Raw genomic sequence first — 24,119 nt, 5'->3', positions numbered from 1 at the left:
TCGACCGCCGGAGAAATCGGGTAACCAGCGCTCTGATTTCGACCATAGGACAGCCGTGTGACAAACCGCGGAACCTCGAGTGAATTGTGCGTTACGTGCCCGAATCGTTATCATTCGCGCCGCACAAACGGCGAATGCTGGGAGAATCCTTTGCGGCTGCCGGGGATTCCTCGAGTCCGCTGGCAAATCGAAGGTCCGGTGCCTAGGTTCGAAGGCGTGAGGATGCGCACCGCATCCGAGGAACCGCCGCCCACAGCGCGCGGCGTTTTCGTCACAGTCTCGCGCCGACTTTAAACGGGCGACAGGAGGGCCGCCGGCTTCGGGTGCCGGGCGGCCCTTCGCCAATTCGACGGCCGAACGTACGGTCAGTGACCGGCGCGCTGGACCAGCCGTCTGGCGTGGCCGAGGATCGGTCCGTCCACCATCTGCCCGTCGAAGCGGAAGACTCCTGACTCCTTCTCGGCGGCCGCCAGCAGTTCCCTCGCCCGCCGCAGCTGCTCGTCGTCCGGCGTGTACGCCTCGCGGATCACCGAGGCCTGACTCGGATGCACGCAGGCCGTCGCCGCGAAGCCGCTCTCGGCGGCATCCCGCGCCTCGTCGGCGAGACCGGCGAGATTCGGCAGGTCGAGGAACACCGCGTCGATCGCCGCCACCCCCGACGCCGCCGCCGCGAGGAGCACCGCCGAACGCGCGTGGCGCGCGACGTCGCGGTAGCCTCCGTCGGCTCGCCGGCTGGAGGAGCCGCCCAGGGACACGATGAGGTCCTCGGCGCCCCACATGAGCGCGACGACCTCCGGCGCGGCGGCGAGTGCCGGCGCGGCGAGCACGCCCGCGGCGGTCTCGCACAGGGCGATCACCTCGAGTCCCGCGAGGTCGTCGAGGTCCCGCACGCCCTGCGCCTTGGCGAGCATGACCGTTCGGTACGAGGTGAGCTCGAGGGCCTCCAGGTCGAGCACGAAGTCGGGGGTGGACGCCGGGTTGATTCGCACGATGGTGCGCTCGGGGTCGAGAGGGGTGGCGATGAGCGCCTCGCGAGCCGCCGCGCGGTTCCGCGGGGCCACCGCGTCCTCGAGGTCGATGATCACGGCATCCGCCCGCTCCTGGGCCTTCACGAATCGGTCTGGCCGGTCCGCCGGGCAGAACAGCAGGGACGGTCCCATTGTGAAGGTCACCGTTCGGCTCCCTCGCACCAGACGAGCGCCGAGCGCAGCGCCGTCGCGACGACTACTCCGCGCTGGTTGCGGCCGGTGTGCGCGAGGGTGACGATCCCCTGGCCTGGCCGGGATGCCGACAGTCGTTTGGCCTGAACGACGGTCTCCGAGTACAGGGTGTCGCCATGAACGAGCGGATGCGGGAAGGTGACCTCCCCGAAGCCGAGGTTCGCGACGATCGTGCCCTGGGTCAGCTGGCTGACCGAGGCGCCCACGATCGTCGCGAGCGTGAACATCGAGTTGACGAGCCGTTCGCCGAACGGCTGCGTGGCGGCCCACGCCGCATCGAGATGAAGGGCCTGGGTGTTCATGGTGAGGGTCGTGAAGAGAACGTTATCGGCCTCCGTCACGGTGCGCCCCGGACTGTGGCGGTACACCACGTCGAACTCGAATTCCTCGAAGTAGAGCCCGCGCTGCTCCACGATGCGGCGTTCCTCGGTCATGACGGTTGCTCCCCTGCACTCTGTTCCTGCGACACTACCGAGGCCACGACCTGGTCGGATCTGACCACGTCCCCCGGCAGGACGGCCACGGTGACGATGCCACTCGTTGTTGCTGTGACCCGGTGCTCCATCTTCATGGCCTCGACCACGAGAATGGTCTGCCCCTCCTCGACGGTGTCCCCGCTGGCCACCGAGACCCCGACGACGGTACCCGGCATGGGCGTGCGCACCTCCGGGCTGCGCGGCCCGTCGACGGCGACGGCGGCCACGAGCTGTTCCTCGCGGGACCGCAGGCGAAGCCCCCGGGAGAAGCCGCCCCGCCCGAGCCAGATGGTCTGACCGTCCCGCGCGAAGCGGAACGACTGCAGAATTCCGTCCAACTCGAGGGTGAGGCCGTCGCCCGACACCTTCAGGCTCGCGCTCTGGACGCTCCCGAGGGTGACGGTGGCGTCGTCCGGCCGCCCGACGACGGACACTTCGACGGCCGTCCCCGCCGCGGCGGTGAAGCTGTACCGGCTCGGTCGCGGCTCGCCGATCCGCCAGCCGGCATGGTGCGTCCAGGGCTCGGTCACGTGTCCCGTCGGCGCGGCGTCCCATCGGGATGCGTGCTCGAGCAGAGCGGCGGCGGCGTACAGCGCGTCGTCCGGCTGCTGGAAGGCGAGCTCGGGCAGGCGGCGATCGATGAGTTCGGTGTCGATGCGACCGGCCTGCACGTCCGGGTCGGCGACGAGCAGCCGCAGGTATTCGATGTTCGTGCCGACGCCGAGGACGGTGGTGTCGGCGAGCGCCCGGTCGAGCAGGGCGAGCGCTGTCGCCCTGTCCTTTCCCCAGACCATGACCTTGGACAGCAGCGGGTCGTAGTCGGCGGAGACGACCAGGCCGAGCAGCAGTGAACTGTCCACGCGAACGCCGGCGCCCGTCGCCTCGTGCAGGGCGAGCACGCTCCCTGTGCTCGGCAGGAAGCCGCGTTCCGGGTCCTCGGCGTAGACTCTGGCCTCGATCGCGTGCCCGTCGAGTCGGATGTCGCCCTGGCTCAGCGTGAGCGTCTGCCCGGCCGCGACGCGCAGCTGCCACTCGACGAGGTCCACCCCGGTGACGAGTTCCGTCACGCCATGCTCGACCTGCAGCCGGGTGTTCATCTCGATGAAGAACGCCTCGTCCGCGTTGTCGTTGCCGACGAGGAATTCGACGGTTCCCACCCCCGTGTAGCCGACGCTCCTGGCGACGGCGCAGGCCGCCTCACCGATTCGCGCGCGGGCATCCTGCCCAAGCAGCGGGGACGGAGCCTCCTCGATCACCTTCTGGTGACGGCGCTGGAGCGAGCATTCCCGCTCGCCCAGGTGGATGACGTTGCCGGCCCCGTCGGCGAGCACCTGGACCTCGATGTGGCGGGCCGGCGACACGAGGCGCTCGAGGAACAGGGTGTCGTCGCCGAAGGCGGCCCCGGCGAGCCTCCGCGCCGTGGCGAGCGCCGCGGCAAGGGAGGACGGATCGCGCACGATCTCCATGCCCTTGCCCCCGCCGCCGGCCGACGGCTTGACGAGCAGCGGATAGCCGATCGACCGGGCGGCGCTAGTGAGTTGCTCGTCGCCGAGGGCTGGTTCAGCGATGCCGGGGATCACCGCGACGCCGTGCTCGGCGACGTGCTTTCTCGCCCGGATCTTGTCGCCCATGATCTCGAGCGCCTCCACCGCCGGTCCGACGAAGACGATGCCGGCCGCGGCGCACGCCTCGGCGAACTCCGCGTTCTCGGAGAGGAAGCCGTAGCCGGGATGGATGGCCCGCGCCCCGGAGGCGGCAGCGGCCGCGAGGATCGCGTCGATGTTCAGGTAGCTCTCCCGTGCGGGGGCCGGACCGATCCGCACGGCGAGGTCGGCGAGCGCGACGTGCTTCGCCCCCCGGTCCGCATCGCTGTAGACGGCGACCGAACGGATGCCGAGCCGGCGGAGCGTGCCGATGATGCGGCAGGCGATCTCGCCGCGATTGGCGACGAGCACGGTTTCGAAGACGGGTGCAGTGGTCACGGGGGTCACATCCTGAACAGGCCGAAGGCGGTCTCGCCGAGGGGGGCGTTTGCGCACACCCCGAGGGCCAGGCCGAGCACGGTTCGAGTGTCGGCCGGGTCGATCACGCCGTCGTCCCAGAGGCGGGCGGTGGAGTAGTACGGGCTGCCCTGCGTCTCGTACTGCTCGCGGATGGGGGCGGTGAAGGCGGCCTCCTCGTCGGCCGACCACTCCTCCCCACGGGACTCGAGCTGCTCCCGGCGTACGGTCGCGAGCACCGACGCGGCCTGCGGCCCTCCCATCACCGAGATCCGGCTGGCCGGCCACATCCAGAGGAACCGGGGAGAGTACGCGCGGCCGGCCATCGAGTAGTTGCCGGCGCCGAACGACCCGCCGATCACCACCGTGAGCTTGGGAACGCGCGCCGTCGCGACGGCGGTGACCATCTTGGCCCCGTGCTTGGCGATGCCTCCCGCCTCGGCATCCCGGCCCACCATGAAGCCGGAGATGTTCTGCAGGAAGACGATCGGGATACCCCGCTGGTCGCACAGCTCGATGAAATGCGCACCCTTGAGCGCGGAGTCGCTGAACAGCACGCCCGCGTTGGCGACGATTCCCACCGGATGCCCGTGCAGGTGCGCGAAGCCGGTGACGAGGGTCTGGCCGTACTCCTTCTTGAATTCGTGGAACTCGCTCGCGTCGACGAGCCGGGCGATCACGGCCCGCACCTCGTACGGCTCGAGAACATCGGTGGGCACCGCCCCGTAGAGCTCGGTCACGTCGGCGACCGGCTCACGGCTCGGCAGCACCGCCCAGCCCGGAGCGGACGGCGCCGGGAGCGTCTCGATGATGTCCCGCACGATCTGAAGGGCGTGCGCGTCATTGTCGGCGAGGTGGTCGGTGACCCCGGAGATCCTCGCGTGCACGTCTCCCCCACCCAGTTCCTCCGCAGTCACGATCTCGCCGATCGCCGCCTTCACGAGCGGAGGGCCGCCGAGGAAGATGGTGCCCTGGCCGCGCACGATCACCGCCTCGTCGCTCATCGCCGGAACGTAGGCGCCACCCGCGGTGCAGGAGCCCAGCACGGCGGCGATCTGAGGGATCTTGGCCGCCGACATCCTGGCCTGGTTGAAGAAGATGCGGCCGAAGTGGTCTCGGTCGGCGAAGACCTCGTCCTGCCGCGGGAGGAATGCGCCGCCCGAGTCGACGAGGTAGACGCACGGGAGGCGGTTCTCGAGGGCGATCTCCTGGGCCCTCAGGTGCTTCTTGACCGTCATCGGGTAGTAGGTGCCGCCCTTGACCGTGGCGTCGTTGCAGATCACGAGCACGTGCCGTCCGTGCACGAGGCCGATTCCGGCGATCACTCCCGCGGCGGGGCACTCGTCGTCGTACAACCCGTTGGCGGCGAGCGGCGCGATCTCGAGGAAGGGGCTGCCCTCATCCAGAAGCCGGTCGATGCGCTCGCGCGGCAGGAGCTTTCCGCGCGCCACGTGACGATCCCGGGAGGCCTGGGGGCCGCCGGCGGCTGCCACGGCGAGCCGCTCGCGGAGGTCCGCCACGAGGGCCCGCTGGGCGGCGTCGTTGCGACGGAAGGTCGCGCTCGAGGTGTCCTGCCGGTCGCTCAGTGTCTTCATCGACGAGTCCCTCGTGCGCCACCGCGAATTCGGTTAGTGCGCGTTAACTCAAATCAGGTTAGCGTCCATTAACTGGGAATGTCTATAGTTGAGCGGGACACGCGGAAGAGGGACACCCATGGCCGACGCTCCGGCAGAGCAGGCGACCGAGCGCAGCCGGGCGAAGGCGGACCGGCGCGACGCGCTGCTCGCCGCGGCCGCGAGGCTCTTCGCGGCGCGCGGCTTCAACGGCGTCTCGATCGAAGACCTCGGCTCCGCCGTGGGGATCAGCGGCCCGGCGGTCTACCGCCACTTCAGCGGAAAGCAGTCCGTGCTCGCCGCCCTGCTGGTGGGGGTGAGCGAGGACCTGCTGGCCGGCGGGCTCGCCGTCGTCGACGCCGCGGCGAACGACCCGGCCGCGCTTCGCGCGCTCATCCGCTTCCACACCGACTTCGCGCTCTCGAATCCGGAGGTGATCCGGGTGCAGGATCGCGACCTGGAGAGCCTGGCCGACGAGGACAGCCACGCCGTGCGCACCCTGCAACGCCGGTACGTCGAGCTGTGGGTGGGCGTGCTGGCCAGGCTGAGTCCCGGGGAAGACACGGCCGTGCTGCGGATGCGGGCCCATGCCACGTTCGGGCTGCTCAACTCGACTCCGCACTCGAGCAGCCGGTCGCTGCCCCGCTCGACCATGCACGACGAGCTCGAGAAGATGGCCTGGGCGCTGCTCGGCTGAGGGCTCGCTCCCGAACGAGCAACGCCCCGGCGCCTGCCGACTTCAACGCTGACCCTCGCCGGGCCCTCACACCATCGTCAGGAGCATCCCGGGGTCGGACAGGATGGTTCCCACGTCGGCGAGGAATCGCGAGGCCTCCGACCCGTCGACGAGTCGATGGTCGAACGACAGGCTCAGGGTCATCACGTGCCGCAGCGCCACGGCGTCGTGGTACTCCCATGGTGCGCGGCGCACGGCGCCCATCGCGAGGATCGCCGCCTCCCCCGGATTGAGGATCGGAGTTCCGGCGTCGATGCCGAAGACTCCGATGTTGGTGATCGAGATCGTGCCTCCACCGAGTTCGGCCGGCGTGCTCTTGCCCTCCCTGGCCCGCTCGACGAGCGCGGTGAGCGCCCGAGCGAGTGACAAGAGGTCGAGGCCCTGCGCGTCCTTGACGTTCGGCACCATCAGACCGCGCGGCGTCGCCGCGGCGATGCCGAGGTTGATGTAACCGAACTGCACGATCTCGTCGGCCTTCTCGTCCCAGCGCGAGTTGACGACGGGGGTGCGGGCAGCGGCCAGACAGACGGCCTTCGCCACGACGGTGAGCATGGTGAGCCGCTCGCCCCGGAAGGCGCTCGACGTCTTGAGGCGCTCGCGGAGCTCCATCGACGGGGTGACGTCGATGGTGAGGAACTCGGTCGCGTGCGGGGCCGTGAAGGCGCTGGCGACCATGGCCTGGGCGGTGAGCTTGCGCACGCCCTGGATCGGCGTACGGGTCTCGCGCGCGGCCGTCGCGGGCGGCGCCGTGGCGTGCCTGCGCACGTCGTCCCGAGTGATCAGGCCACCCGTGCCCGAACCGGTGACGGCGTCGAGGTCCACTCCGAGATCGCTCGCGAGCTTGCGCAGGGGCGGCGCCGGGCGATGTGAACGCGAGTCGTGGGCGGTGTCCGGCCGTTCGAGCCAGCCGGCCGAGCGCGCCTTGCGCCGGGGACGACTCCCGCCGTCGATCTTCGGCCCGTAGCCGACGAGCACCGCCTCCCGCTGAACGGGAGCCGCGGCATCCGGAGCCTGGGACCGAGCCTCGGCGTCCTGGGCCGGCACCTCCGCCGACTCCTCCGCCTCGAAGCCCACGAGTGGCGCGCCCACCTGCACCACCTGTCCGGGCTCGGCGTACAGCGCGCCGATCACCCCGGCGAAGGGCGACGGCAGTTCCACGAGCGCCTTCGCCGTCTCCACCTCGGCGATTATCTGGTTGAGTTCCACGGTGTCGCCGACGGCCACGCGCCAGGCGACGATCTCGGATTCGGTGAGACCCTCCCCGAGGTCGGGGAGGCGGAAGTCCCTGAGTTCGCTCATTTCGCCGCGCTCCACCCGGTGAGAGAGTTGCGTCTGCCGAGCACCCGGTCGACGGCATCGAGGATGCGGTCGAGGTCGGGCAGGAAGTGGTCTTCGAGCGACGCGGCCGGGTACGGCACGTCGAATCCGGTGACGCGCGCTGGCGCCGCCTCGAGGAAGTCGAAGCAGCGTTCGGTGACGCTCGCGGTGATCTCCGCTCCGAGTCCCCCGGACTGCGCGGCCTCGTGCGTGACGACGAGCCGACCGGTCTTGCGCACCGACTCCTCGATCGTCGCGTGGTCGATCGGGGAGAGCGAACGCAGGTCGATGACCTCGATCGAGACCCCGTCGTCCGAGGCCGCGATCGCCGCGTCGAGGGCGGTCATCACAAGCGGCCCGTAGGTCACGAGGGTGACATCCGTTCCCTCGCGCACCACGCGCGCGCTCTCGAGCGGCAGCGGGTTGGCGAGCGCCTGGTCGACGGGGCCCTTGGCCCAATACCGCCGTTTCGGTTCGAAGAAGAGCACCGGGTCGTCGCTCGCGATCGCGAGCCTGATCAGGTCGTAGGCATCCTGAGGATTTGAGCAGCTCACCACCCGCAGCCCGGCCGTGTGGGCGAAGTACGCCTCCGGCGACTCGGAGTGGTGCTCGACGGCGCCGATGCCGCCGCCGAACGGGACGCGGATGGTGATCGGCATCGTCACCGCTCCGCCCGTGCGGTAGTGCAGCTTGGCGACCTGGGCCACGATCTGGTCGAAGCCGGGGTAGATGAACCCGTCGAACTGGATCTCGCAGACCGGGCGGAACCCGCGGAAGGCCAGTCCGATCGCCGTGCCGATGATGCCGGACTCCGCGAGCGGCGTGTCGACGATGCGGCGGGGTCCGAAGTCGTCGAGCAGCCCGTCCGTGACCCGGAACACTCCCCCGAGCTTGCCGATGTCCTCGCCGAGCAGCACCACGCGATCGTCTTCGGCGACGGCGCGGCGAAGGCCGGCGTTGAGCGCCTTGCCGAGGGTGAGCTCGGTGGGCGTCGCTGCTGTGGTGGTCACTCCGCCACCTCCTCGAACATCGCGAGGTAGGCCGCGTACTGGCTCTTCTGCCGCTCGAGCACCGAATGGGCCGAGGTGTACACGTTGTCGAACACGCTGAGGGCGTGCGGCGGGTCGAGGGCGAGACAGGCTGCACGCAGCTCCCGGGCCACGTCATCCGTCTTCGCCTTCACCGACGCCTCGAACTCCTCGGTGAGCAGGCCCTCGTGCTCGAGGTAGGCGCGCAGCCGGCTGATCGGATCCTTCGCCGCCCACCTCTCGAGCTCGGCCGGATCGCGATACCGGGTGGGGTCGTCGGATGTCGTGTGCGGCCCCATGCGGTAGGTCACGGCCTCGATGAAGGTGGGTCCGCCCCCGCTCCGGGCGCGGTCGAGCGCAATCCTCGTCGCGGCCATGACCGCGAGCACGTCGTTGCCGTCCACGCGCAGGCTCGGGATGCCGAAGCCGGGTGCGCGGTCCGCGATCGAACGGTGCGCCTGGAGCGCAACCGGTTCGGAGATCGCCCACTGGTTGTTCTGGCAGAAGAACACCACCGGTGCCTGGAAGCTGGCGGCGAACACCATGGCCTCGCTCACATCGCCCTCGCTCGTCGCCCCGTCGCCGAAGTAGGCGACCGCGACGGAGTCGACCCCGTCCTGCAGGCAGCCCAGCGCGTAGCCGGTGGCGTGCAGCGTCTGCGCCCCGATGATCACGGCCGGGGTCGCCATCCCCACGTCGAACGGGTTCCACCCGCTGAGCGCGGTGCCCCGCCAGACGGCGAGCAACTGGCCCATCTGCACCCCGCGGCAGTAGGCCACGGCGTTCTCGCGGTAGCTGGAGAAGACGAAGTCGTCCGCGCGCAGGGCCCGGGCCGAGCCGATCTGCGCGGCCTCCTGCCCGAGCAGCGGCGGCCATAGTCCGAGTTCGCCCTGGCGCTGCAACGCCGTCGCCTCGGTGTCGATTCGGCGGACGACGAGCATGTCTTCGTAGAGGGAGCGGAGTTGCTCGCCGGTGACGTCGGCAACCCAGTGGTCGAACTCCGGATCGGGGACTCGGTCGCCGTCGGGATTCAATAGTTGGACGAGCAGCTCGGTGCTGCGGATGTCATTGCGGATGTCACTGGATGCGGATGGACGCAACATAGGGCCTCACGATCTGGATCCACCGCGGCGGGTGAGCCACTGGTGTATCCCTCTCCAACAGGCATCGGCTTGTGACCGGCGCCTGCGCTCCGGCGACATTGCCGGGAGTGCTTCGAGGCTACGGCTGAATGCTGGGAATCACAATGACCGCCACGGCCCGCGGCTCACCGGATCGGTCGGCGACGCCGGAGGAAGCCGAGCAGCACGAGGCTGCTGCCGACGAGTACCGCCCCGGTCGCTCCGACGAGCATCGGCCCGCCGTCGGCGCCCGTGGGGGCGAGACTCGCGGTCACCGTGAAGGGGTCGGTCATCGTCAGCGTCGTCCCGTTGAGCGACAGTTCCACGCGGTGGGATCCGGGGTCGAGGGCCGCCGGCACCACGAAGCTGAAGCTGAAGTCCCCCGTCGGACCGGTGTTCTTCACCCCGAGCGGGATTGCCGCGCTGTGGAGGGTAGCCGCCACATCGATGCCCGGCAGGAATCCGAAGCACGTCACCGTGACACGTTCGCCCTGACCGACCGTCGGCGCTGTCGTGTTGCACTCGTCCTCGCCCGGACCGTACACGAGGCTCGCCGAGCTGGTCACCGTGTCGCCGAGCACCCCGGTCGCCGTCGCCCCGACCGTGAAGGGTGACTGGTCCTGCCAGGTCACCGGTGTCGGCGCCGTGAACGTGCAGTCGGTCGGCGGGATGGTCGCCCCGGCGGCGAGGGTTGCCGGGAGGGGTACACAGCCGGTCGCGAGGCCCGTGCGGGTCAGCCCGCTGATGGCGACGTTCGAGGCGTTGACGAAGCCGACGTGCATGACCAGGAAGTAGCCGAGCGGCAGGCTGCGGAAGCGCGAATCCGAGGCCGGCGCCGAGCCTCCCAGCGGGGGCGGAAAATCGCCGAAGAACACGGTTTGGAGGTCGTAGACGACCCCGAAGAGGGAGGTGGGAACGGAGGCCTGCACGCCGACGGCGGCGGGGTCCGCGGCGAAATAACCGGTCGCCTCGTAGGCCAGGGATGCGAGGCCGGCGGCCACCGTGACGGGCCCGGTGCACACCGCGCTCGCCCCGGGGGCGATCACCGTGCGGTCACAGGCCGTGAGGGCAAGGGAGGTGATGCCGGTCAGGGTGAAGGTGTCGGCCGTGCCGTTGGCCACCGTCACGACCTCGGTCGGGGACCCGACGGCGACCTGGGTGGGGTTGGCCGGATTGGCCGAGACGGCCGTCTGGGTCGAGCCGACGGCGATCGTGACGCTGACCGTGAGCGCGCCGGCGGCCTCGGCCGGTGCGGCGGACAGCAGCGCGCCCGCCACGGCGATGGCGGCCGCGACGAGGACGGAGGTCGCACCAAGCGGGCGTCTGGTCATGCGGCCAACGCTAGACCCCTCCGCCGGCGAATTCGAGAAAATCATTCGAGGCGCCGCGTGACGAAGAAGCCCGCCCCGCCGGGAGGCGGGACGGGCTTCGTCATGGCTGGGACTAGATCGCGGGAACCGGCTCGTCCTCGGTGGAGGAGGCGATCTCGGCGTCGTCCGCCTCGACCGGCGAGAGCGACAGCTTTCCGCGGTCATCGATCTTGGTGATCTCGACCTGGATCTTCTGGCCGACGGCGAGCACGTCTTCGACGTTCTCGACGCGCTTGCCACCGGCGAGCTTACGGACCTCGCTGATGTGCAGCAGGCCGTCCTTGCCGGGGGTGAGCGAGACGAACGCACCGAAGGTCGCGATCTTGACGACGGTTCCGAGGAACCGCTCGCCGACCTCGGGGTTCAGCGGGTTCGCGATGGCGTTGACCGCCGCGCGAGCCGCCTCGGCGGACGGACCGTCGACGGCGCCGATGTAGACGGTTCCGTCATCCTCGATCGAGATGTCGGCTCCGGTGTCGTCCTGGATCTGGTTGATCGTCTTGCCCTTCGGGCCGATCAGCTCGCCGATCTTGTCGATCGGGATCTGCACCGAGATCACGCGGGGCGCGGTCGGGGCCATCTCGTCCGGGGAGTCGATCGCGGCGTTCAGCACGGCGAGGATCGCGGTGCGAGCCTCCTTCGCCTGCTTGAGCGCGCCATCGAGCACGGAGGACGGAAGTCCGGCGAGCTTGGTGTCGAGCTGGATCGCCGTGACGAACTCCGACGTGCCGGCGACCTTGAAGTCCATGTCGCCGAGGGCGTCTTCGGCGCCGAGGATGTCGGTGAGCGCCGCGTAGCGCGTCACTCCGTCGACCTCGTCGGAGATGAGCCCCATCGCGATGCCCGCGACCGGCGCGCGCAGCGGCACACCGGCGTTGAGCAGCGAGAGGGTGGAGGCACAGACGGAACCCATCGACGTCGAGCCGTTGGAGCCGAGAGCCTCGGACACCTGGCGGATCGCGTAGGGGAACTCCTCGCGCGGCGGCAGAACCGGCACGAGGGCGCGCTCGGCGAGGAAGCCGTGCCCGATCTCGCGACGCTTCGGCGATCCGACGCGGCCGGTCTCACCGGTCGAGTACGGCGGGAAGTTGTAGTGGTGCAGGTAGCGCTTCTTCTTCACCGGAGCGAGCGAGTCGATCTGCTGCTCCATCTTGAGCATGTTCAGCGTGGTGACGCCCAGGATCTGGGTCTCGCCGCGCTGGAAGATCGCCGAACCGTGAACGCGAGGAATGACCTGCACCTCCGCGTCGAGGGCACGGATGTCGCTGAGTCCTCGGCCGTCGATGCGGATGCCCTCGGTGAGCACGCGCGTGCGCATGACCTTCTTGCTGACCGACTTGTACGCCGCGGAGACCTCGGAGAGAGCGGATGCCGGCAGGCGGTCCGCCTCGACCTCGGAGGCGATGTGTCCCTTGACACGATCCTTGAGGGCGTCGTCGGCGTTCTGGCGCTCGACCTTGTCGGCGATCTGGTACACGCCCTTGAGGTCGTCGTAGGCGAGACCGGCGACGGAGTCGTAGGTGGCCTGGGCGTACGGCGGGAACAGCGGGAAGTCCTGGATCGGCTTGGCGGCCTGGGCCGCGACCTCGAGCTGGGCCTTGATGAGCTGCTTGAGGAACGGCTTCGCCGCCTCGAGGCCCTGGGCGACGACGGTCTCGTCCGGCTTGGTCGCGCCGGCCTTGATGAGGTCCCAGCTTCCTTCGGTGGCCTCGGCCTCGACCATCATGATCGCGACATCCTCTTCACCGTTGTCGTTGGTGGTGAGGCGACCGGCGACGGTGAGGTCGAACACGGCCTCTTCGAGCTGGCTGTACTTCGGGAAGGCAACCCACTGGTCGCCGATGAGGGCGAGGCGGATGCCGCCGATGGGCCCGTAGAACGGCAGACCGGAGATCTGCGTGCTCAGCGAGGCCGCGTTGATGGCGAGGGCGTCGTAGAACTCGTCCGGCGCGATGGCCAGGACGGTGATCACGATCTGCACCTCGTTGCGCAGGCCCTCGACGAAGGTCGGGCGCAGCGGGCGGTCGATCAGGCGGCAGACGAGGATTGCCTCGGTGGACGGGCGGCCCTCTCGGCGGAAGAACGATCCGGGGATCTTGCCGGCGGCGTAGCTGCGCTCTTCGACATCCACCGTCAGGGGGAAGAAGTCGAAGCCCTCGCGGGGGTGCTTGCCAGCGCTGGTGGCGCTGAGGATCATGGTCTCTTCGTCGAGGTAGGCAGCGACTGCTCCCTGGGCCTGCTGGGCGAGACGACCGGTTTCGAAGCGCACGGTGCGCGTGCCGAACTTGCCGTTATCGAGAACGGCTTCGGCGAATTTGATTTCTGGACCCTCCATTGGGGGGTTTCTCCTTTGTTTTACGTCGTCTCCCCGCATGGGAGGCGACTCGTCTAGGAGCAGGAGATAAGCAGAAAGGGGCGCTCGGGCCACATCATCGATCGATGGGTGCCCGGTGTCGCTTTGGCGGCGTGTCCGGAGTCTTCACTCGCGAACACAGCTCTGGTCAACAGTAGAAAGGCGCTGAACCCGGCCTCGACCAACAAGACTCGGACGGCGAGTTCAGAACGTCACCACTACTGACCAGCTTCTTGCCGGCCTGCTCCGTGGCTGCCGGCGCCCGTCCCTGAGAGGGAACGACACACCAGACAACCTCGTCCATGCTATCAGGCCGAGTTCTCGCGGCCTAGCATTCGGCCGGGGCGCGTCGCCGCTCGCGGGCGAGGGGCTGGGCGGCCGAGGCGATCGGATCGGCCGCCAGCCGGATCGGCACCGGGCCGATCGCGACCCGAGGGCGCCGTCCCACCCGCGACATCCGCTCCCATCACGCGTTTCTCCGGAGGTTTCGTGAAATCTTGCCGAAAAGTTGCCCTTTCCGCCGGATTCGGACCCCCGCAGCAGGAAACCTCCGGAGAAACGCGTGTCGGGAGGCGCAGTGGCCCTCGGCCGAAACCCGGGCGTCGTCTCCGCATCGGAAAGCTCGACACGGTGCTCTCGAACCAGGCGCGAGCGACGGCACCTGCAACGGAGGGCCGGCGGCCGGAGCCTGGTTCGAGTGCGCCCCCCTCGACCTGGTGCGCAACCGCGACCGAGGGTGCTCGACGCCCTCAGGCGCGCTGTCGGCGGAGGCGGCGGGCGGCGGGAGCGGTGATCACGAGCGCCGCCACCACGCCGACGAGGGCGCCGAGAGAGTTGGCCGCGATGTCGCGCAGGTCGGACACCCGACCCGGGATGAAGAGCTGCGCGCCCTCGATCGCGAGGGTGAGCACCACTCCGGCCCCCACGCCGAGAAGCCACAGGCGCCGGCCGAAGAGCAGAAGGAAGAAGACCCCGATCGGGATGAACATGGCCACGTTCGCGAGGAACTCCACCCGCGAGTAGGTGAGCCAGCTCGTGAGCTCGTGACCGGAGAAGAACCGCAGCAGCCGCCACAGCCACGCGTCGTTGCCGGACCCGATCGGCTGGGGTCCGAGCGTCACCCAACCCACGAATGCGAGGTAGGCGAGAGTCACCAGGGTGAGCAGCGGATGACGGCGGAACATCCCCCCATCATGCCCGGCCATTCTGAACGGTCCCGGTCACCCTCGATCCGGGCCGGCAGCGGCGGGCACCGTTCGATCACGGGACAAGATGAGGCATCGCGCGCCGGTGCCACGGCGGGGCCGAACCACCACCGGGCGCGGCTGCACCGCGGGACCTTCGGCACTCCGCCGGGTCGAGCGGAGACCTAGCCTCACCATAGACGCTCTCGAGGGAGGGGCCAGAAATGTTTCATCGCGGTCGCACCGCCGTCCTCCTGTTCGCGCCGCTGCTGGTCCTGCTCGCCGGCTGCGTGCAACCGGCTCCCGCGCCGAGCGGCAGCCAGTCCCAGGCGCCGACCACCGGGCCGTCGAGCCCGGCGCCGTCCAACTCGTCGGCGCCGGACAGCGATGAGACGGCCCAGCCCCAGGCCGGGGACCACGTCATCGCGTCGAGGATCGGGTGCGATTGGCGAGTGCCGTCGCCGAGCGCCGTCTGTTCGGCGAGCCACCCGGTGACCCCACCGATCGCCTCACCACCCCTGCCGCCCGTTCCGTACCTCTACCAGATCGGCGAGGGCACGCATCCGAATGATGCGCCGCCCTACGACCAGCTGAGCTTCCGCTTCAAGGGCGGATTCCCCAGCTACACGATCGACTACGTGAGCCAGCTCTCGATGGACGGCAGCGGCAATCCGGTTCCCCTTCCCGGGGCCGGGTCCATCCTGCGGGTGGTCTTCCGCGATGCCCAGGCGCACGACGAGAACGGCCAGTCGACGGTCGTCAGCAAGCCGCAGACGGCGATCGGCCACAAGGCCATCTCGCGCTGGGCACCGGCGGGCGACTTCGAGGGAACGCTCACCTTCGGGATCGGCATCGGCGGGTCGGCAGACGCGGGCGTTCGCGTTCCGCTCCGGGTCTACGAGGTCGAGAAGATCGAGCTGGGCCAGCACCTGTACGTGGTCGCCGTCCAGGTGGACGGCAGCCGCTGGCGCTGACCCAGCGATGCGCTACTGCGCTCCGTACGCCCCGATCGGGCTGAACCCGGCCGGCAGTGCGAACGGATCCTGCACCCGGCTCGATCGGTCGGAGTCGCGCACCTGCGCGGCGAGCTCGCCTGCCGCCCGCTCGATTCGCTCGGGAAGGGAACTGGTGGCGGCATCCGCCCCAGTGCCCCAGTCGCTCGACGCCGCGTAGACGGCCGTCGGAACGGTCGACGCGTGCAGGTAGCTGAACAGCGGCCGGATCGCGTAGTCGAGGGCGAGCGAGTGGCGCTCGCTGCCCCCGGTGGCCGCGATGAGCACCGGCATGTCGGTGAGGGACTGCGGGTCGAGCACGTCGATGAACGACTTGAACAGCCCGCTGTAGCTCGTGGTGAAAATGGGCGTGACGGCGATCAGGCCGTCGGCGCTCGTCACCGACTCGATGACCGCCTCGAGCTTGTGGTTGGCGAAGCCCGTGAGCATGTTGTTGGTCACATCCTGGGCCGTGTCTCGAAGCTCGACGACGTCGACCGTCGCATCCACGCCCAGCTCGACGAGCCGCCGAACCGTCGCCTGCGCGATCCGGTCGGCGAGCAGCCGAGTCGACGACGGCTGGCTCAGCCCGGCCGAGATCACCGCGATCCGGCGCGTGACCCGCGTTTCTCCGGAGTTCCCGCCCTCAAACGCGGTCATGACCGCACCTCGTTCGCCGAAAGCGCCGAAACCTCCGGAGAAGCGGACGATGCAGAAGCGGACGACACGGAAGCGGATGTCGCGGGAGCGGATGACGCGGACGCGGCGGCGGCGCGGGCGGCGACGAGCGCCGCGTGCGTCGGGCCGTCCGGCACGTTCGCCGGGCGGTTCGTGGCGAACTCCTTGCGGAGCGCCGGCACGACCTCTGCGCCGAGGATGTCGAGCTGTTCGAGCACCGTCTTGAGCGGGAGTCCGGCGTGGTCCATGAGGAACAGCTGGCGCTGGTAGTCGCCGAAGTGATCGCGCATCCCGGCGTAGCGGTCGATCACCTGCTGCGGGCTCCCGACGGTGAGCGGCGTCTGCTCGGTGAACTCCTCGAGCGACGGGCCGTGCCCGTAGACGGGGGCCTCGTCGAAGTAGGGCCGAAACTCGTTGACGGCATCCTGCGAATTCTTACGCATGAACGCCTGCCCGCCGAGACCGACGATCGCCTGGCTCGCCGTGCCGTGCCCGTAGTGCTCGAAGCGCTCACGGTAGTAGCCGATGAGGCGCATGTAGTGCTCCTTCGGCCAGAAGATGTTGTTCGCGAAGAAGCCGTCTCCGTAGTAGGCGGCCTGTTCGGCGATCTCCGGGCTGCGGATGGAGCCGTGCCAGACGAAGGGCGGCACCCCGTCGAGCGGGCGCGGGGTCGACTGGAAGCCCTGGAGGGGCGTGCGGAACTTGCCCTGCCAGTCGACGTAGTCCTCACGCCACAGGCGGTGCAGCAGCGCGTAGTTCTCGATCGCGAGCGGGATGCCCTCGCGGATGTCCTTGCCGAACCAGGGGTAGACCGGCCCCGTGTTTCCGCGACCCATCATGAGGTCGACGCGGCCGTCCGCGATGTTCTGCAGCATCGCGTAGTCCTCGGCGATCTTCACCGGGTCATTGGTCGTGATGAGAGTCGTGGAGGTGGAGAGGATGATGCGGTCGGTCTTCGCCGCGATGTAGCCGAGCATGGTGGTCGGGCTCGACGGCACGAACGGTGGGTTGTGGTGCTCACCGAGCGCGAAGACGTCCAGGCCGACCTCTTCCACCTTCTGGGCGATGGTCAGGATGTTCTTGATGCGCTCGTGCTCGGAGGGAGTCGAACCGTTGGTGGGATCCGTCGTGAGGTCGCCGACGGTGAAGATTCCGAATTGCATGCTGCTGTCCAGTCCTGTTCTCGCGCGCGGAGCTCATCCGCTTTCCATGCATTTGCATGAATAGCCTACTCAACGGGGCACACGGGAGAGTTATTCCCGCACCCCAGTCGGCGGCGCGAACCGCGACGTAGACGCCGATTCTAGGAAGCGAGCGGACCGAATGCCGAGGCCAGCGCGACGATCGATCTCGCCCGCGCGAGCATGGGAAGGTAGCTGCCGTCCCTGGCGTCACGGCTCGGCGCGCTCCCCAGCAGCCCGGCCGCCCACTCGCGCTCGTCGGCCGATGGGCTCAGCGCGTCGTTGATCAGCGCAGCGTGGTCTCCGCGCAACGTGAGCTTGCCGGTGAGCCCCATGGTGCGGGTGTGCCGGGCGGCCGCCGTCAGGGCGTCCGGCGATTCGGTGATGGTCGGACCGTCGATCGCCCCCGGGATGCCGGCCGCGGCGCTCGCCACGACGAGCCGAGACCGTGCGTAGGCCAGGGCGAGGGGGTCGTCCCCGACGCCGGTGTCCCGGCGGAAGTCCCCTGAGCCGAACGCGAGCCGGAAGGTGCCGGCCGACCGCGCGATGTCCGCGGCCGCTTCGAGGCCCCGCGCGCTCTCGATCAGGGCGACGATGCGCGTGCCGGCTGGCAGCCCGGCGGCGGTCGCCTCGATCTGCTCCGGGGTCTCGACCTTGGCGAGCATGACCCCGCGGAGGCAGGCGACCCGGCAGACGGCGGCGAGGTCCGCCCTCCATTCGCCCGAGGTGGCGTCGTTCACGCGCACCCAGGCCGACCCGGTGGCGAGCCAGCCGGCGGCAGCCTCCCGAGCCCCCGGCTTCTGCGCCGCCGGCACCGCGTCCTCGAGATCGATGACGATCGAGTCCGCGAGCGATCCGTGCGCCTCGTCCAGCCGCAGGGCCGAGACGAGGTGCCAGGATCGCGCGAGCCGCGCGGGCACCACCCTTTCGGTGGTGCCCGCCTGGCCGCCGAGAGCTCGGGTCATCGCCCGGCCCGGTCGGCGACGGGCACGGCGCTCGAGTCGACGATCGCTGCAAGCTCCGCGGTCGTCGAGGCCGGCTCGTGTGCGCCCGCCAACGACGCCTCGTCGAACGGTCGCGAGCCCGCGAGCACGAGCCGCACCTGTTCCGCGTCGATCTGGCGGGTCCAGCGGCCGATCAGCACCGTCGCCACCGCGTTGCCGGTGAAGTTGGTCACGGCGCGCGCCTCGGACATGAAGCGGTCGATGCCCACGATCACGCCGACGCCGTTGACCAGGTCCGGCCGGTAGGTCTGCAGGCCGCCGGCGAGCGTGGCGAGTCCCGCCCCGGTGACTCCCGCGGCGCCCTTGGAGGCGATGATCATGAACGCGAGCAGACCGATCTGCTCTCCGAGGGCCAGCGGGGTCCCCATGGCGTTCGCGATGAACAGCGACGCCATCGTGAGGTAGATCGCGGTGCCGTCGAGGTTGAACGAGTAGCCGGTCGGGACGGTGATCCCCACGACCGACTTCGACACTCCCAGGTGCTCCATCTTGGCGATGAGCCTCGGCAGCGCGGCCTCGGACGACGAGGTGCCGACGATGAGCAGGTACTCCTTGCCGAGGTACTTCATCAGGGCGAAGATGTTGACGCCCGTCACGAGACGCAGCAGTCCGCCGAGGATCACGATGATGAACACCGCGCAGGTGATGTAGAAGCCCACGAGCAGTGTCGCGAGGCTCACCAGCGCGCCGCCGCCGGTGTTGCCGACCACCGCGGCGATCGCCCCGAACGCGCCGAGCGGGGCGAGCCAGAGCACCATGCTCAGGATGCGGAAGACCACGGCCTGCAGGCTCTTCACGGCCTCGAGCACGGCGGTGCCTCGGGAGCCGAGGCCCTGCAACGCGAATCCGACGAGCAGGGCGACGAGAAGCACCTGCAGGATACTGCCGGAGACGAACGACGAGAAGAGCGTCGTCGGGATGATGCCGAGCACGAAATCGGTTCCACTCACGGCCTCCCCCACCGCGGTGTAGCTCGAGGAGGCGATGTTGAGCCCGGTACCGGGGTGCAGGATGTTGCCGACGACGAGCCCGATCCCGAGCGCGAAGGTGGACATGACCGTGAAGTAGCCGATCGCGAGGCCGCCGATCTTGCCGACGGTCGCCGCCTTGGCGATCGACCCGACGCCGATCACGATGGTGCAGAAGATCACCGGGGCGATCATCATCTTGATGAGGGCGACGAAGCCCTTGCCGATCGGGTCGAGGGTCTTGGCGAATTCCGGGGCGGCGAGGCCGACGATTGCCCCGGCCACGACGGCCACGATGACCGCGATGTAGAGGTAGTGGTTTCGATCCATGCGCCGAAGGGCGCCCAGCTTGTGTGCCATGTGCTTGTCCTATTCAATCGGAACGTCTTTGTGCCCGACCACGGTTCGTGGCGATGGCGTTAGCCTTGTCCCTCGGGTGGCGCGGTACTACTTGTGGTCATACTGATCACGGCACGGATCGATCGACACGGTCCGGCGAACACGGCGAGGTGGGCATGGTGCGACTGGCGAGTCGGTGGAGCATTGCGAGCCGCGTCTTCGCCGTGCAGCTCGCTGCCGTGATCGTGTTGAGCGGGTGCCTCACCCTCGTGCTGTGGCTCAGCCTGCGCGACTCCGCGAACGAGAACGCCGGCCGGGTGACGCTCGCCGTCGCGAACACCCTGGCGACGGACCCCGTGGTCGTCTCCGGCGTCCGGTCCCCCGATCCGAGCGCCGAACTGCAGCCATTCGCACTGCGGGTGATGCGATCGACCGGCGTGGACTTCGTGACGATCATGGACCCCACCGGCACACGCTTCACGCATCCGAATCCCGCCGAGATCGGCAAGAAGTTCATCGGCACGATCTCCCTCGCGCAGCGCGGCAAGACACTGACCGAGACCTACACGGGCACCCTCGGGCCGTCGGTGCGCTCGGTGGTCCCCGTGGTCGTCGACGGCACGGTGATCGGGATCGTGGCGGCGGGAGAGACCGTCACCAATGTGGCCGCGTCCCTCGCCCCGCGCATCCCGTTCGTGATCGGGGCCGCCGCGCTGCTGGTGATCGTCGGCAGCATCGGAGCCTTCGCCGCCCGGCGCCTGCTCAGCCGCATGACCGGTTCGATGCGACCGTCCGAGCTGTCGCGCATGGTCGACTACTACGAGTCGGTGCTCCACTCGGTGCGCGAGGGACTCATCCTCGCCGACGCCACCGGACGGGTGGTGCTCTACAACGACGAGGCCGCCGAGTTGCTCGGCCTTCCGCCCGTGACGAACGACCTGCAGCCCCGGACGTCGACGGAGCTCGACCTGCCTCCGACCATCGCCACCCTGGTGACGAGCGGGCGGCGGGCGGTCGAGGAGTCGCACGTCGCCGGCCACCGGGTGCTCGTGGTGAACCAGGAGTCGGCGACACCGCCCGGCGGCTCGACCCGCGCCTCGGTCGGCACGCTGATGACGCTGCGCGACCGCACCGAGGTGCAGCGGCTCTCCGGCGAGCTCGAGTCGGTTCGCACGCTGAGCGACGCCCTCCGATCGCAGACCCACGAGTACGCCAACCGGCTGCACACGGTGGTCTCGCTCCTCGAGCTCGGTCGCACGAGGGACGCGATCGACCTCATCGCCCATCAGGTGCAGCTCAGCCAGTCGCTCGCCGACGACGTCGTCGGTGCGGTCAACGAGCCAGCACTCGCCGCGCTGCTGCTGGGCAAGTCCACCCAGGCCGGCGAGCGCGGCATCGAACTGCGCCTCGAGATCGAGCAGAACCTCGCCCCCTCGGCGATGGACCCGGCGGATCTCGTCTCGGTGGTCGGCAACCTCGTCGACAACGCGATGGATGCCGCGGCCGCCGGCTCCGCCGCGCCGTGGGTGAGGGTGACCCTCGGCACCAATCACGAACACGGCTGCGTGGAGCTCACCGTGAGCGACAGCGGACGCGGGGTCGAGAACGCCCTCGGCGAGCGCATCTTCTCCCCGGGATTCTCCACCAAGCCGGCTGGCGCCACCGGACGGGGGTTCGGGCTGGCGGTCGTCCGCCAGGTGCTGCAGATCCACGGCGGCACCATCGAACTGCTGCCGGGCTCGGCCACCGAATTCCGCGCCCGCTGGCCCATCGCGGTGGCGCAGATCCCCGCCTCGGCCGACGATTCGGCCGGCTCGTGATCCGCACGCTCGTCGTGGAGGACGACGCCCTGACCGCCGAGGCCCATGCCGCCTACCTCGGCCGCCTCGACGGCTTCGAGGTGGCGGGTGTCGTCGCCTCCCTCACCGAGGCGCTCGCGGCGATCAGGGCCGCCCCTGGTGGCGGCCCGATCGACCTCGTGCTGCTCGACATGAACCTGCCGGACGGCCGCGGAATCGACCTCGCCCGCCGGCTCCGCGCCACCGGGGTCGCCGTTGACATCATCGCGATCACCGCGGTGCGGGACATCGAGGTGGTGCACACCGCCATCTCGGTCGGCATCGTGCAGTACCTGATCAAGCCGTTCAGCTTCGCCACCTTCGCCGCCAAGCTCGGAACCTATCTCGACTATCGGCGGCGGCTCGAGGCGGCGTCGTCGTCGGCCACCCAGTCGGACGTGGACGGGATGATCGCCTCCCTGCGCTCCCCGGTAGACCTGCCCATTCCCAAGGGGCTCGCCGGCGCGACACTCGAGGCGGTTCTCGAGCATGTGCGGAGCGCGGATCGGGCACTCTCCGCCGCGGAACTTGCCGAGCCGCTCCACCTCTCACGGGTGACTGCTCGCCGCTACCTCGAGCACCTCGCCGAGGCCGGCCAGGTCACCCGGTCCCCGCGGTACGGCACCCCCGGTCGGCCGGAGCTCGAGTACCGCTGGGCCGGCTGAGTCTCAGCGCGTGAGTGCCAGCCAGGACGGCACCGGCGGGCAGCGCTGCTCGAAGTAGTCGATCGTGGCATCCGGAAGTCCGCCGAGCCACACCTGTTCGTAGGGATTCCAGAACCGACCCTGGCTGTCGCCGGAGATGAAGGCGGCGCGCCCCGGCGGAGCGGGAGAGGGCAGCCCGGAGGCGAGCAGGCACGGCCGCACGAAGCCGACGAAGTAGGAGCGAAGCGACCTGTAGTCATTCTGCGGCAGGCCGGAACTGAAGGTGCTGACCGGCGCGAACTGCGCCGCGCAGTTGTAGTTCGTTATCGCGACCTCGAGTGTGGTCTGGCCGACCGTGGAGCTGAGGCTGTAGCTCGACCCGTCACCGGACAGCGTGGCCTTCAGACCGGCTGCGCGCAGGCAGCCCACCCGGGATCGCAGCCAGTTCCAGTCGCTCACGACCTTCGTCACCGGCACCCGGGGGCGCAGAGCCTCCGGGTGCCCATGCGTGACACCGGCCCAGGCGGCGTCGATGTAGGTCTGGCGCACGCGATGCAGGTCGGCGGCGCTCACCGGTGAGCGCGCCGCCGCCGGGGCGCAGCCCGCAAGCAGAGCGGCCACCAGGGCGGCGGCCACCAGCGGGCCGAGCCGTGCACGACGCCGGCCGGTCATCCGCTGCCCAGGTCGAGCCACGCGGGCACCGGCGGGCAGCGTCGCTCCAGGTAGTCGAGCCGGCTGGCCGGGACGCCGCTCGTCCAGATCACCTGGTAGGGATTCCACCCCGCGAGGCCGGCGAGGCTCTCGACCGCCGATCGGTCGGGAGAGGCCGGGGAGGGCGCACCGGCGAGCAGGAGGCACGGCCGCACCACGTTGAGGTAGTACCCGTAGAGCGACGCCGACTGCCGCGGCCCCAGGCGGGCGGCGACCGCGGACTCCGCGGGATGGCTCCCCTCGCAGGTATACAGCGCCACCGCGTACTCCAGCGGCGTCTTTCCGCGGCCGTTGCGGTACTCCACGCCGCCGCCCGACTGCACCGCGACGAACCCGAGCCGATGCAGGCAGACGATCACGGCTGCCGGCCAGTCGTGGTCGGGCACGGTGGGCGCGATCGAGAGCCTCGGCCGCAACGCCTCCGGGTACTGGTCGGTCACACTCTGCCAGCGGGCATCCAGGAGCTCGGTCCGGATGCTCACCCGGTCCGCCTGGCTGAGCGGGGACGTCGCCGGCCCCCCTGAGCACCCGGCGAGGAGCAGCACGGATGCCGCGAGCGCCACACCACGCGGAACCCAGCCCCGAAAGACCATGCTCCAGTGTCGCACTGGTTCGCCATCGCCTCGAGGGAACCGGGGCGCCGTCACCGCCCGAGGTCGAGCCACGGCGGCACGGGAGGGCAGCGCTGCTCGAGGTAGCGGACCACGGGGTCGGGCAACGCCCGCCAGGCCAGGTCGAACGGGTGCCAGATCGGTTTGCTCAAGGCACCCGTGACGAACGCGAACCAGTCGGGCGGTGGGCTCGACGGCGCCCCGGCCACCAGCAGGCACGGGCGCACCGACCCCACGTAGTAGCGGTAGAGGGCGTCGAGTTGTGGGCGATTGAGGTACCGCGTCACCTCGGTCACCGTCGGGGTCGAGGTGTTGCAGACATAGAGGGAGACCGCCACCCGGGCGGCCGAGAAGTCGGGCGGGGCGGTGTAGGTGAGGCCGTCACGCAGCACGATGGCGCTGAAACCACTGTCGCGAAGGCAGGCCACGATCGTCCCGGCCCAGGCCTCGTCGGGGATCGTCCGAGTGATCACGACGACGGGCTGCTCGGTGCCCGGGAACTCGTCTGCCACCGTCGACCAGTTCGAGTTGATGATCTCCGACGCGATGCGATGCCGGTCCTGTTGCGAGACGACCTCCCGGGTGGAGGCGGTCGCACACCCAGCGAGAAGTACAGCGCCGGCGAGAAGGGCCAGCGTCGCGGCCCATCGGCGCGACCGTGCCATACAGCAATTCTCGCACCGTCCGGCGCGTGTCGCGGGCCGGAATGCCCTATCGGGGCTGGCCGATCAGCGG

21 protein-coding genes are annotated in these 24,119 nt (G+C 69.7%); 4 read left to right on the top strand and 17 right to left on the bottom strand.

All coding sequences use genetic code 11. The annotated features are described in order from the left end of the window. Positions 1-365: 365 nt before the first annotated feature. From FVP33_RS08235 to FVP33_RS08220, 4 genes are read right to left on the bottom strand one after another with little or no spacing between them, the layout of a single operon-like run. On the bottom strand, positions 366-1,172 hold the full coding sequence (locus FVP33_RS08235) for an HpcH/HpaI aldolase/citrate lyase family protein (RefSeq protein WP_147783102.1): 807 nt from the start codon (positions 1,170-1,172) through the stop codon (positions 366-368). Beyond that, positions 1,169-1,654 carry a MaoC family dehydratase gene (locus tag FVP33_RS08230; protein WP_147783101.1) on the bottom strand — a complete coding sequence of 162 codons (486 nt, stop codon included), beginning with the start codon at positions 1,652-1,654 and terminating at the stop codon, positions 1,169-1,171. Before FVP33_RS08230 ends, FVP33_RS08235 begins: the two co-directional genes overlap by 4 nt. Then, complete coding sequence (locus FVP33_RS08225) at positions 1,651-3,678, bottom strand: acetyl/propionyl/methylcrotonyl-CoA carboxylase subunit alpha (RefSeq protein ID WP_147783100.1); 2,028 nt, start codon at positions 3,676-3,678, stop codon at positions 1,651-1,653. The genes FVP33_RS08230 and FVP33_RS08225 overlap by 4 nt, the downstream gene beginning before the upstream one ends. A 5-nt stretch (positions 3,679-3,683) precedes the next feature. Continuing rightward, positions 3,684-5,291 carry a carboxyl transferase domain-containing protein gene (locus FVP33_RS08220; RefSeq protein WP_147783099.1) on the bottom strand — a complete coding sequence of 536 codons (1,608 nt, stop codon included), beginning with the start codon at positions 5,289-5,291 and terminating at the stop codon, positions 3,684-3,686. Between the two features lie 118 nt (positions 5,292-5,409). Here FVP33_RS08220 and FVP33_RS08215 point away from each other — a divergent pair, with 118 nt between their 5' ends. Further along, a complete protein-coding gene (locus FVP33_RS08215; protein WP_147783098.1) occupies positions 5,410-6,006 on the top strand; it encodes an SACE_7040 family transcriptional regulator in 597 nt (198 codons plus the stop codon). A gap of 66 nt (positions 6,007-6,072) precedes the next feature. Here the strand turns inward: FVP33_RS08215 and FVP33_RS08210 are convergent, their stop codons facing one another. The 6 genes from FVP33_RS08210 to FVP33_RS08180 all read right to left on the bottom strand — a co-directional run bounded on the left by FVP33_RS08210 (position 6,073) and on the right by FVP33_RS08180 (position 14,418). Next, entirely contained in the window at positions 6,073-7,344 is a 1,272-nt protein-coding gene (locus FVP33_RS08210; RefSeq protein ID WP_147783097.1) for a dihydrolipoamide acetyltransferase family protein, read from the bottom strand. Beyond that, a complete protein-coding gene (locus tag FVP33_RS08205; RefSeq protein WP_147783096.1) occupies positions 7,341-8,372 on the bottom strand; it encodes an alpha-ketoacid dehydrogenase subunit beta in 1,032 nt (343 codons plus the stop codon). The genes FVP33_RS08210 and FVP33_RS08205 overlap by 4 nt, the downstream gene beginning before the upstream one ends. Next, the gene (gene pdhA / locus FVP33_RS08200; protein WP_147783095.1) at positions 8,369-9,493 is read right to left on the bottom strand and encodes a pyruvate dehydrogenase (acetyl-transferring) E1 component subunit alpha; all 1,125 of its coding nucleotides are present in this window, start codon (positions 9,491-9,493) and stop codon (positions 8,369-8,371) included. The genes FVP33_RS08205 and pdhA overlap by 4 nt, the downstream gene beginning before the upstream one ends. Positions 9,494-9,657: 164 nt before the next feature. Further along, complete coding sequence (locus FVP33_RS08195; RefSeq protein ID WP_147783094.1) at positions 9,658-10,842, bottom strand: hypothetical protein; 1,185 nt, start codon at positions 10,840-10,842, stop codon at positions 9,658-9,660. A 112-nt stretch (positions 10,843-10,954) separates the two neighbouring features. Continuing rightward, complete coding sequence (locus tag FVP33_RS08190) at positions 10,955-13,216, bottom strand: polyribonucleotide nucleotidyltransferase (protein ID WP_147783093.1); 2,262 nt, start codon at positions 13,214-13,216, stop codon at positions 10,955-10,957. Positions 13,217-13,983: 767 nt separating this feature from the next. After that, a complete protein-coding gene (locus FVP33_RS08180) occupies positions 13,984-14,418 on the bottom strand; it encodes a VanZ family protein (RefSeq protein ID WP_246142232.1) in 435 nt (144 codons plus the stop codon). Positions 14,419-14,642: 224 nt separating this feature from the next. Here FVP33_RS08180 and FVP33_RS08175 point away from each other — a divergent pair, with 224 nt between their 5' ends. Further along, entirely contained in the window at positions 14,643-15,392 is a 750-nt protein-coding gene (locus tag FVP33_RS08175; RefSeq protein ID WP_147783092.1) for an AMIN-like domain-containing (lipo)protein, read from the top strand. Between the two features lie 12 nt (positions 15,393-15,404). Here FVP33_RS08175 and FVP33_RS08170 read toward each other — a convergent pair whose 3' ends face one another. The 4 genes from FVP33_RS08170 to FVP33_RS08155 form a co-directional block, all read right to left on the bottom strand. Next, positions 15,405-16,070 (bottom strand): FMN reductase, encoded by a 666-nt coding sequence (locus tag FVP33_RS08170; RefSeq protein WP_147783091.1) that lies wholly within the window; start codon positions 16,068-16,070, stop codon positions 15,405-15,407. Then, a complete protein-coding gene (locus FVP33_RS08165; protein ID WP_147783090.1) occupies positions 16,067-17,251 on the bottom strand; it encodes an LLM class flavin-dependent oxidoreductase in 1,185 nt (394 codons plus the stop codon). The genes FVP33_RS08170 and FVP33_RS08165 overlap by 4 nt, the downstream gene beginning before the upstream one ends. Before the next feature lie 140 nt (positions 17,252-17,391). Next, the gene (locus FVP33_RS08160) at positions 17,392-18,234 is read right to left on the bottom strand and encodes an HpcH/HpaI aldolase/citrate lyase family protein (RefSeq protein WP_147783089.1); all 843 of its coding nucleotides are present in this window, start codon (positions 18,232-18,234) and stop codon (positions 17,392-17,394) included. Further along, positions 18,231-19,601 (bottom strand): cation:dicarboxylate symporter family transporter, encoded by a 1,371-nt coding sequence (locus FVP33_RS08155; protein WP_147783088.1) that lies wholly within the window; start codon positions 19,599-19,601, stop codon positions 18,231-18,233. Before FVP33_RS08155 ends, FVP33_RS08160 begins: the two co-directional genes overlap by 4 nt. A gap of 155 nt (positions 19,602-19,756) precedes the next feature. Here FVP33_RS08155 and FVP33_RS08150 point away from each other — a divergent pair, with 155 nt between their 5' ends. Together FVP33_RS08150 and FVP33_RS08145 are read left to right on the top strand one after the other, a co-directional pair. After that, entirely contained in the window at positions 19,757-21,400 is a 1,644-nt protein-coding gene (locus FVP33_RS08150; protein WP_187270620.1) for a sensor histidine kinase, read from the top strand. After that, positions 21,397-22,083 (top strand): response regulator, encoded by a 687-nt coding sequence (locus FVP33_RS08145; RefSeq protein WP_147783086.1) that lies wholly within the window; start codon positions 21,397-21,399, stop codon positions 22,081-22,083. Before FVP33_RS08150 ends, FVP33_RS08145 begins: the two co-directional genes overlap by 4 nt. A 3-nt stretch (positions 22,084-22,086) precedes the next feature. On the opposite strand, the gene FVP33_RS08140 is transcribed toward FVP33_RS08145, so the two are convergent. The 3 genes from FVP33_RS08140 to FVP33_RS08130 are packed head-to-tail and all read right to left on the bottom strand — an operon-like array spanning position 22,087 to position 24,049. Continuing rightward, positions 22,087-22,734 (bottom strand): hypothetical protein, encoded by a 648-nt coding sequence (locus tag FVP33_RS08140; RefSeq protein WP_147783085.1) that lies wholly within the window; start codon positions 22,732-22,734, stop codon positions 22,087-22,089. Further along, on the bottom strand, positions 22,731-23,366 hold the full coding sequence (locus tag FVP33_RS08135) for a hypothetical protein (protein WP_222706651.1): 636 nt from the start codon (positions 23,364-23,366) through the stop codon (positions 22,731-22,733). Before FVP33_RS08135 ends, FVP33_RS08140 begins: the two co-directional genes overlap by 4 nt. A gap of 50 nt (positions 23,367-23,416) precedes the next feature. Continuing rightward, positions 23,417-24,049 carry a hypothetical protein gene (locus tag FVP33_RS08130; RefSeq protein WP_147783083.1) on the bottom strand — a complete coding sequence of 211 codons (633 nt, stop codon included), beginning with the start codon at positions 24,047-24,049 and terminating at the stop codon, positions 23,417-23,419. Positions 24,050-24,119: the final 70 nt, after the last annotated feature.

Source organism: Lacisediminihabitans profunda, from assembly GCF_008040105.1.
Taxonomy (GTDB): domain Bacteria; phylum Actinomycetota; class Actinomycetes; order Actinomycetales; family Microbacteriaceae; genus Lacisediminihabitans; species Lacisediminihabitans profunda.
Note: the sequence above shows the minus strand (reverse complement) of the source record. Positions and strands in the feature narration are given on the sequence as shown.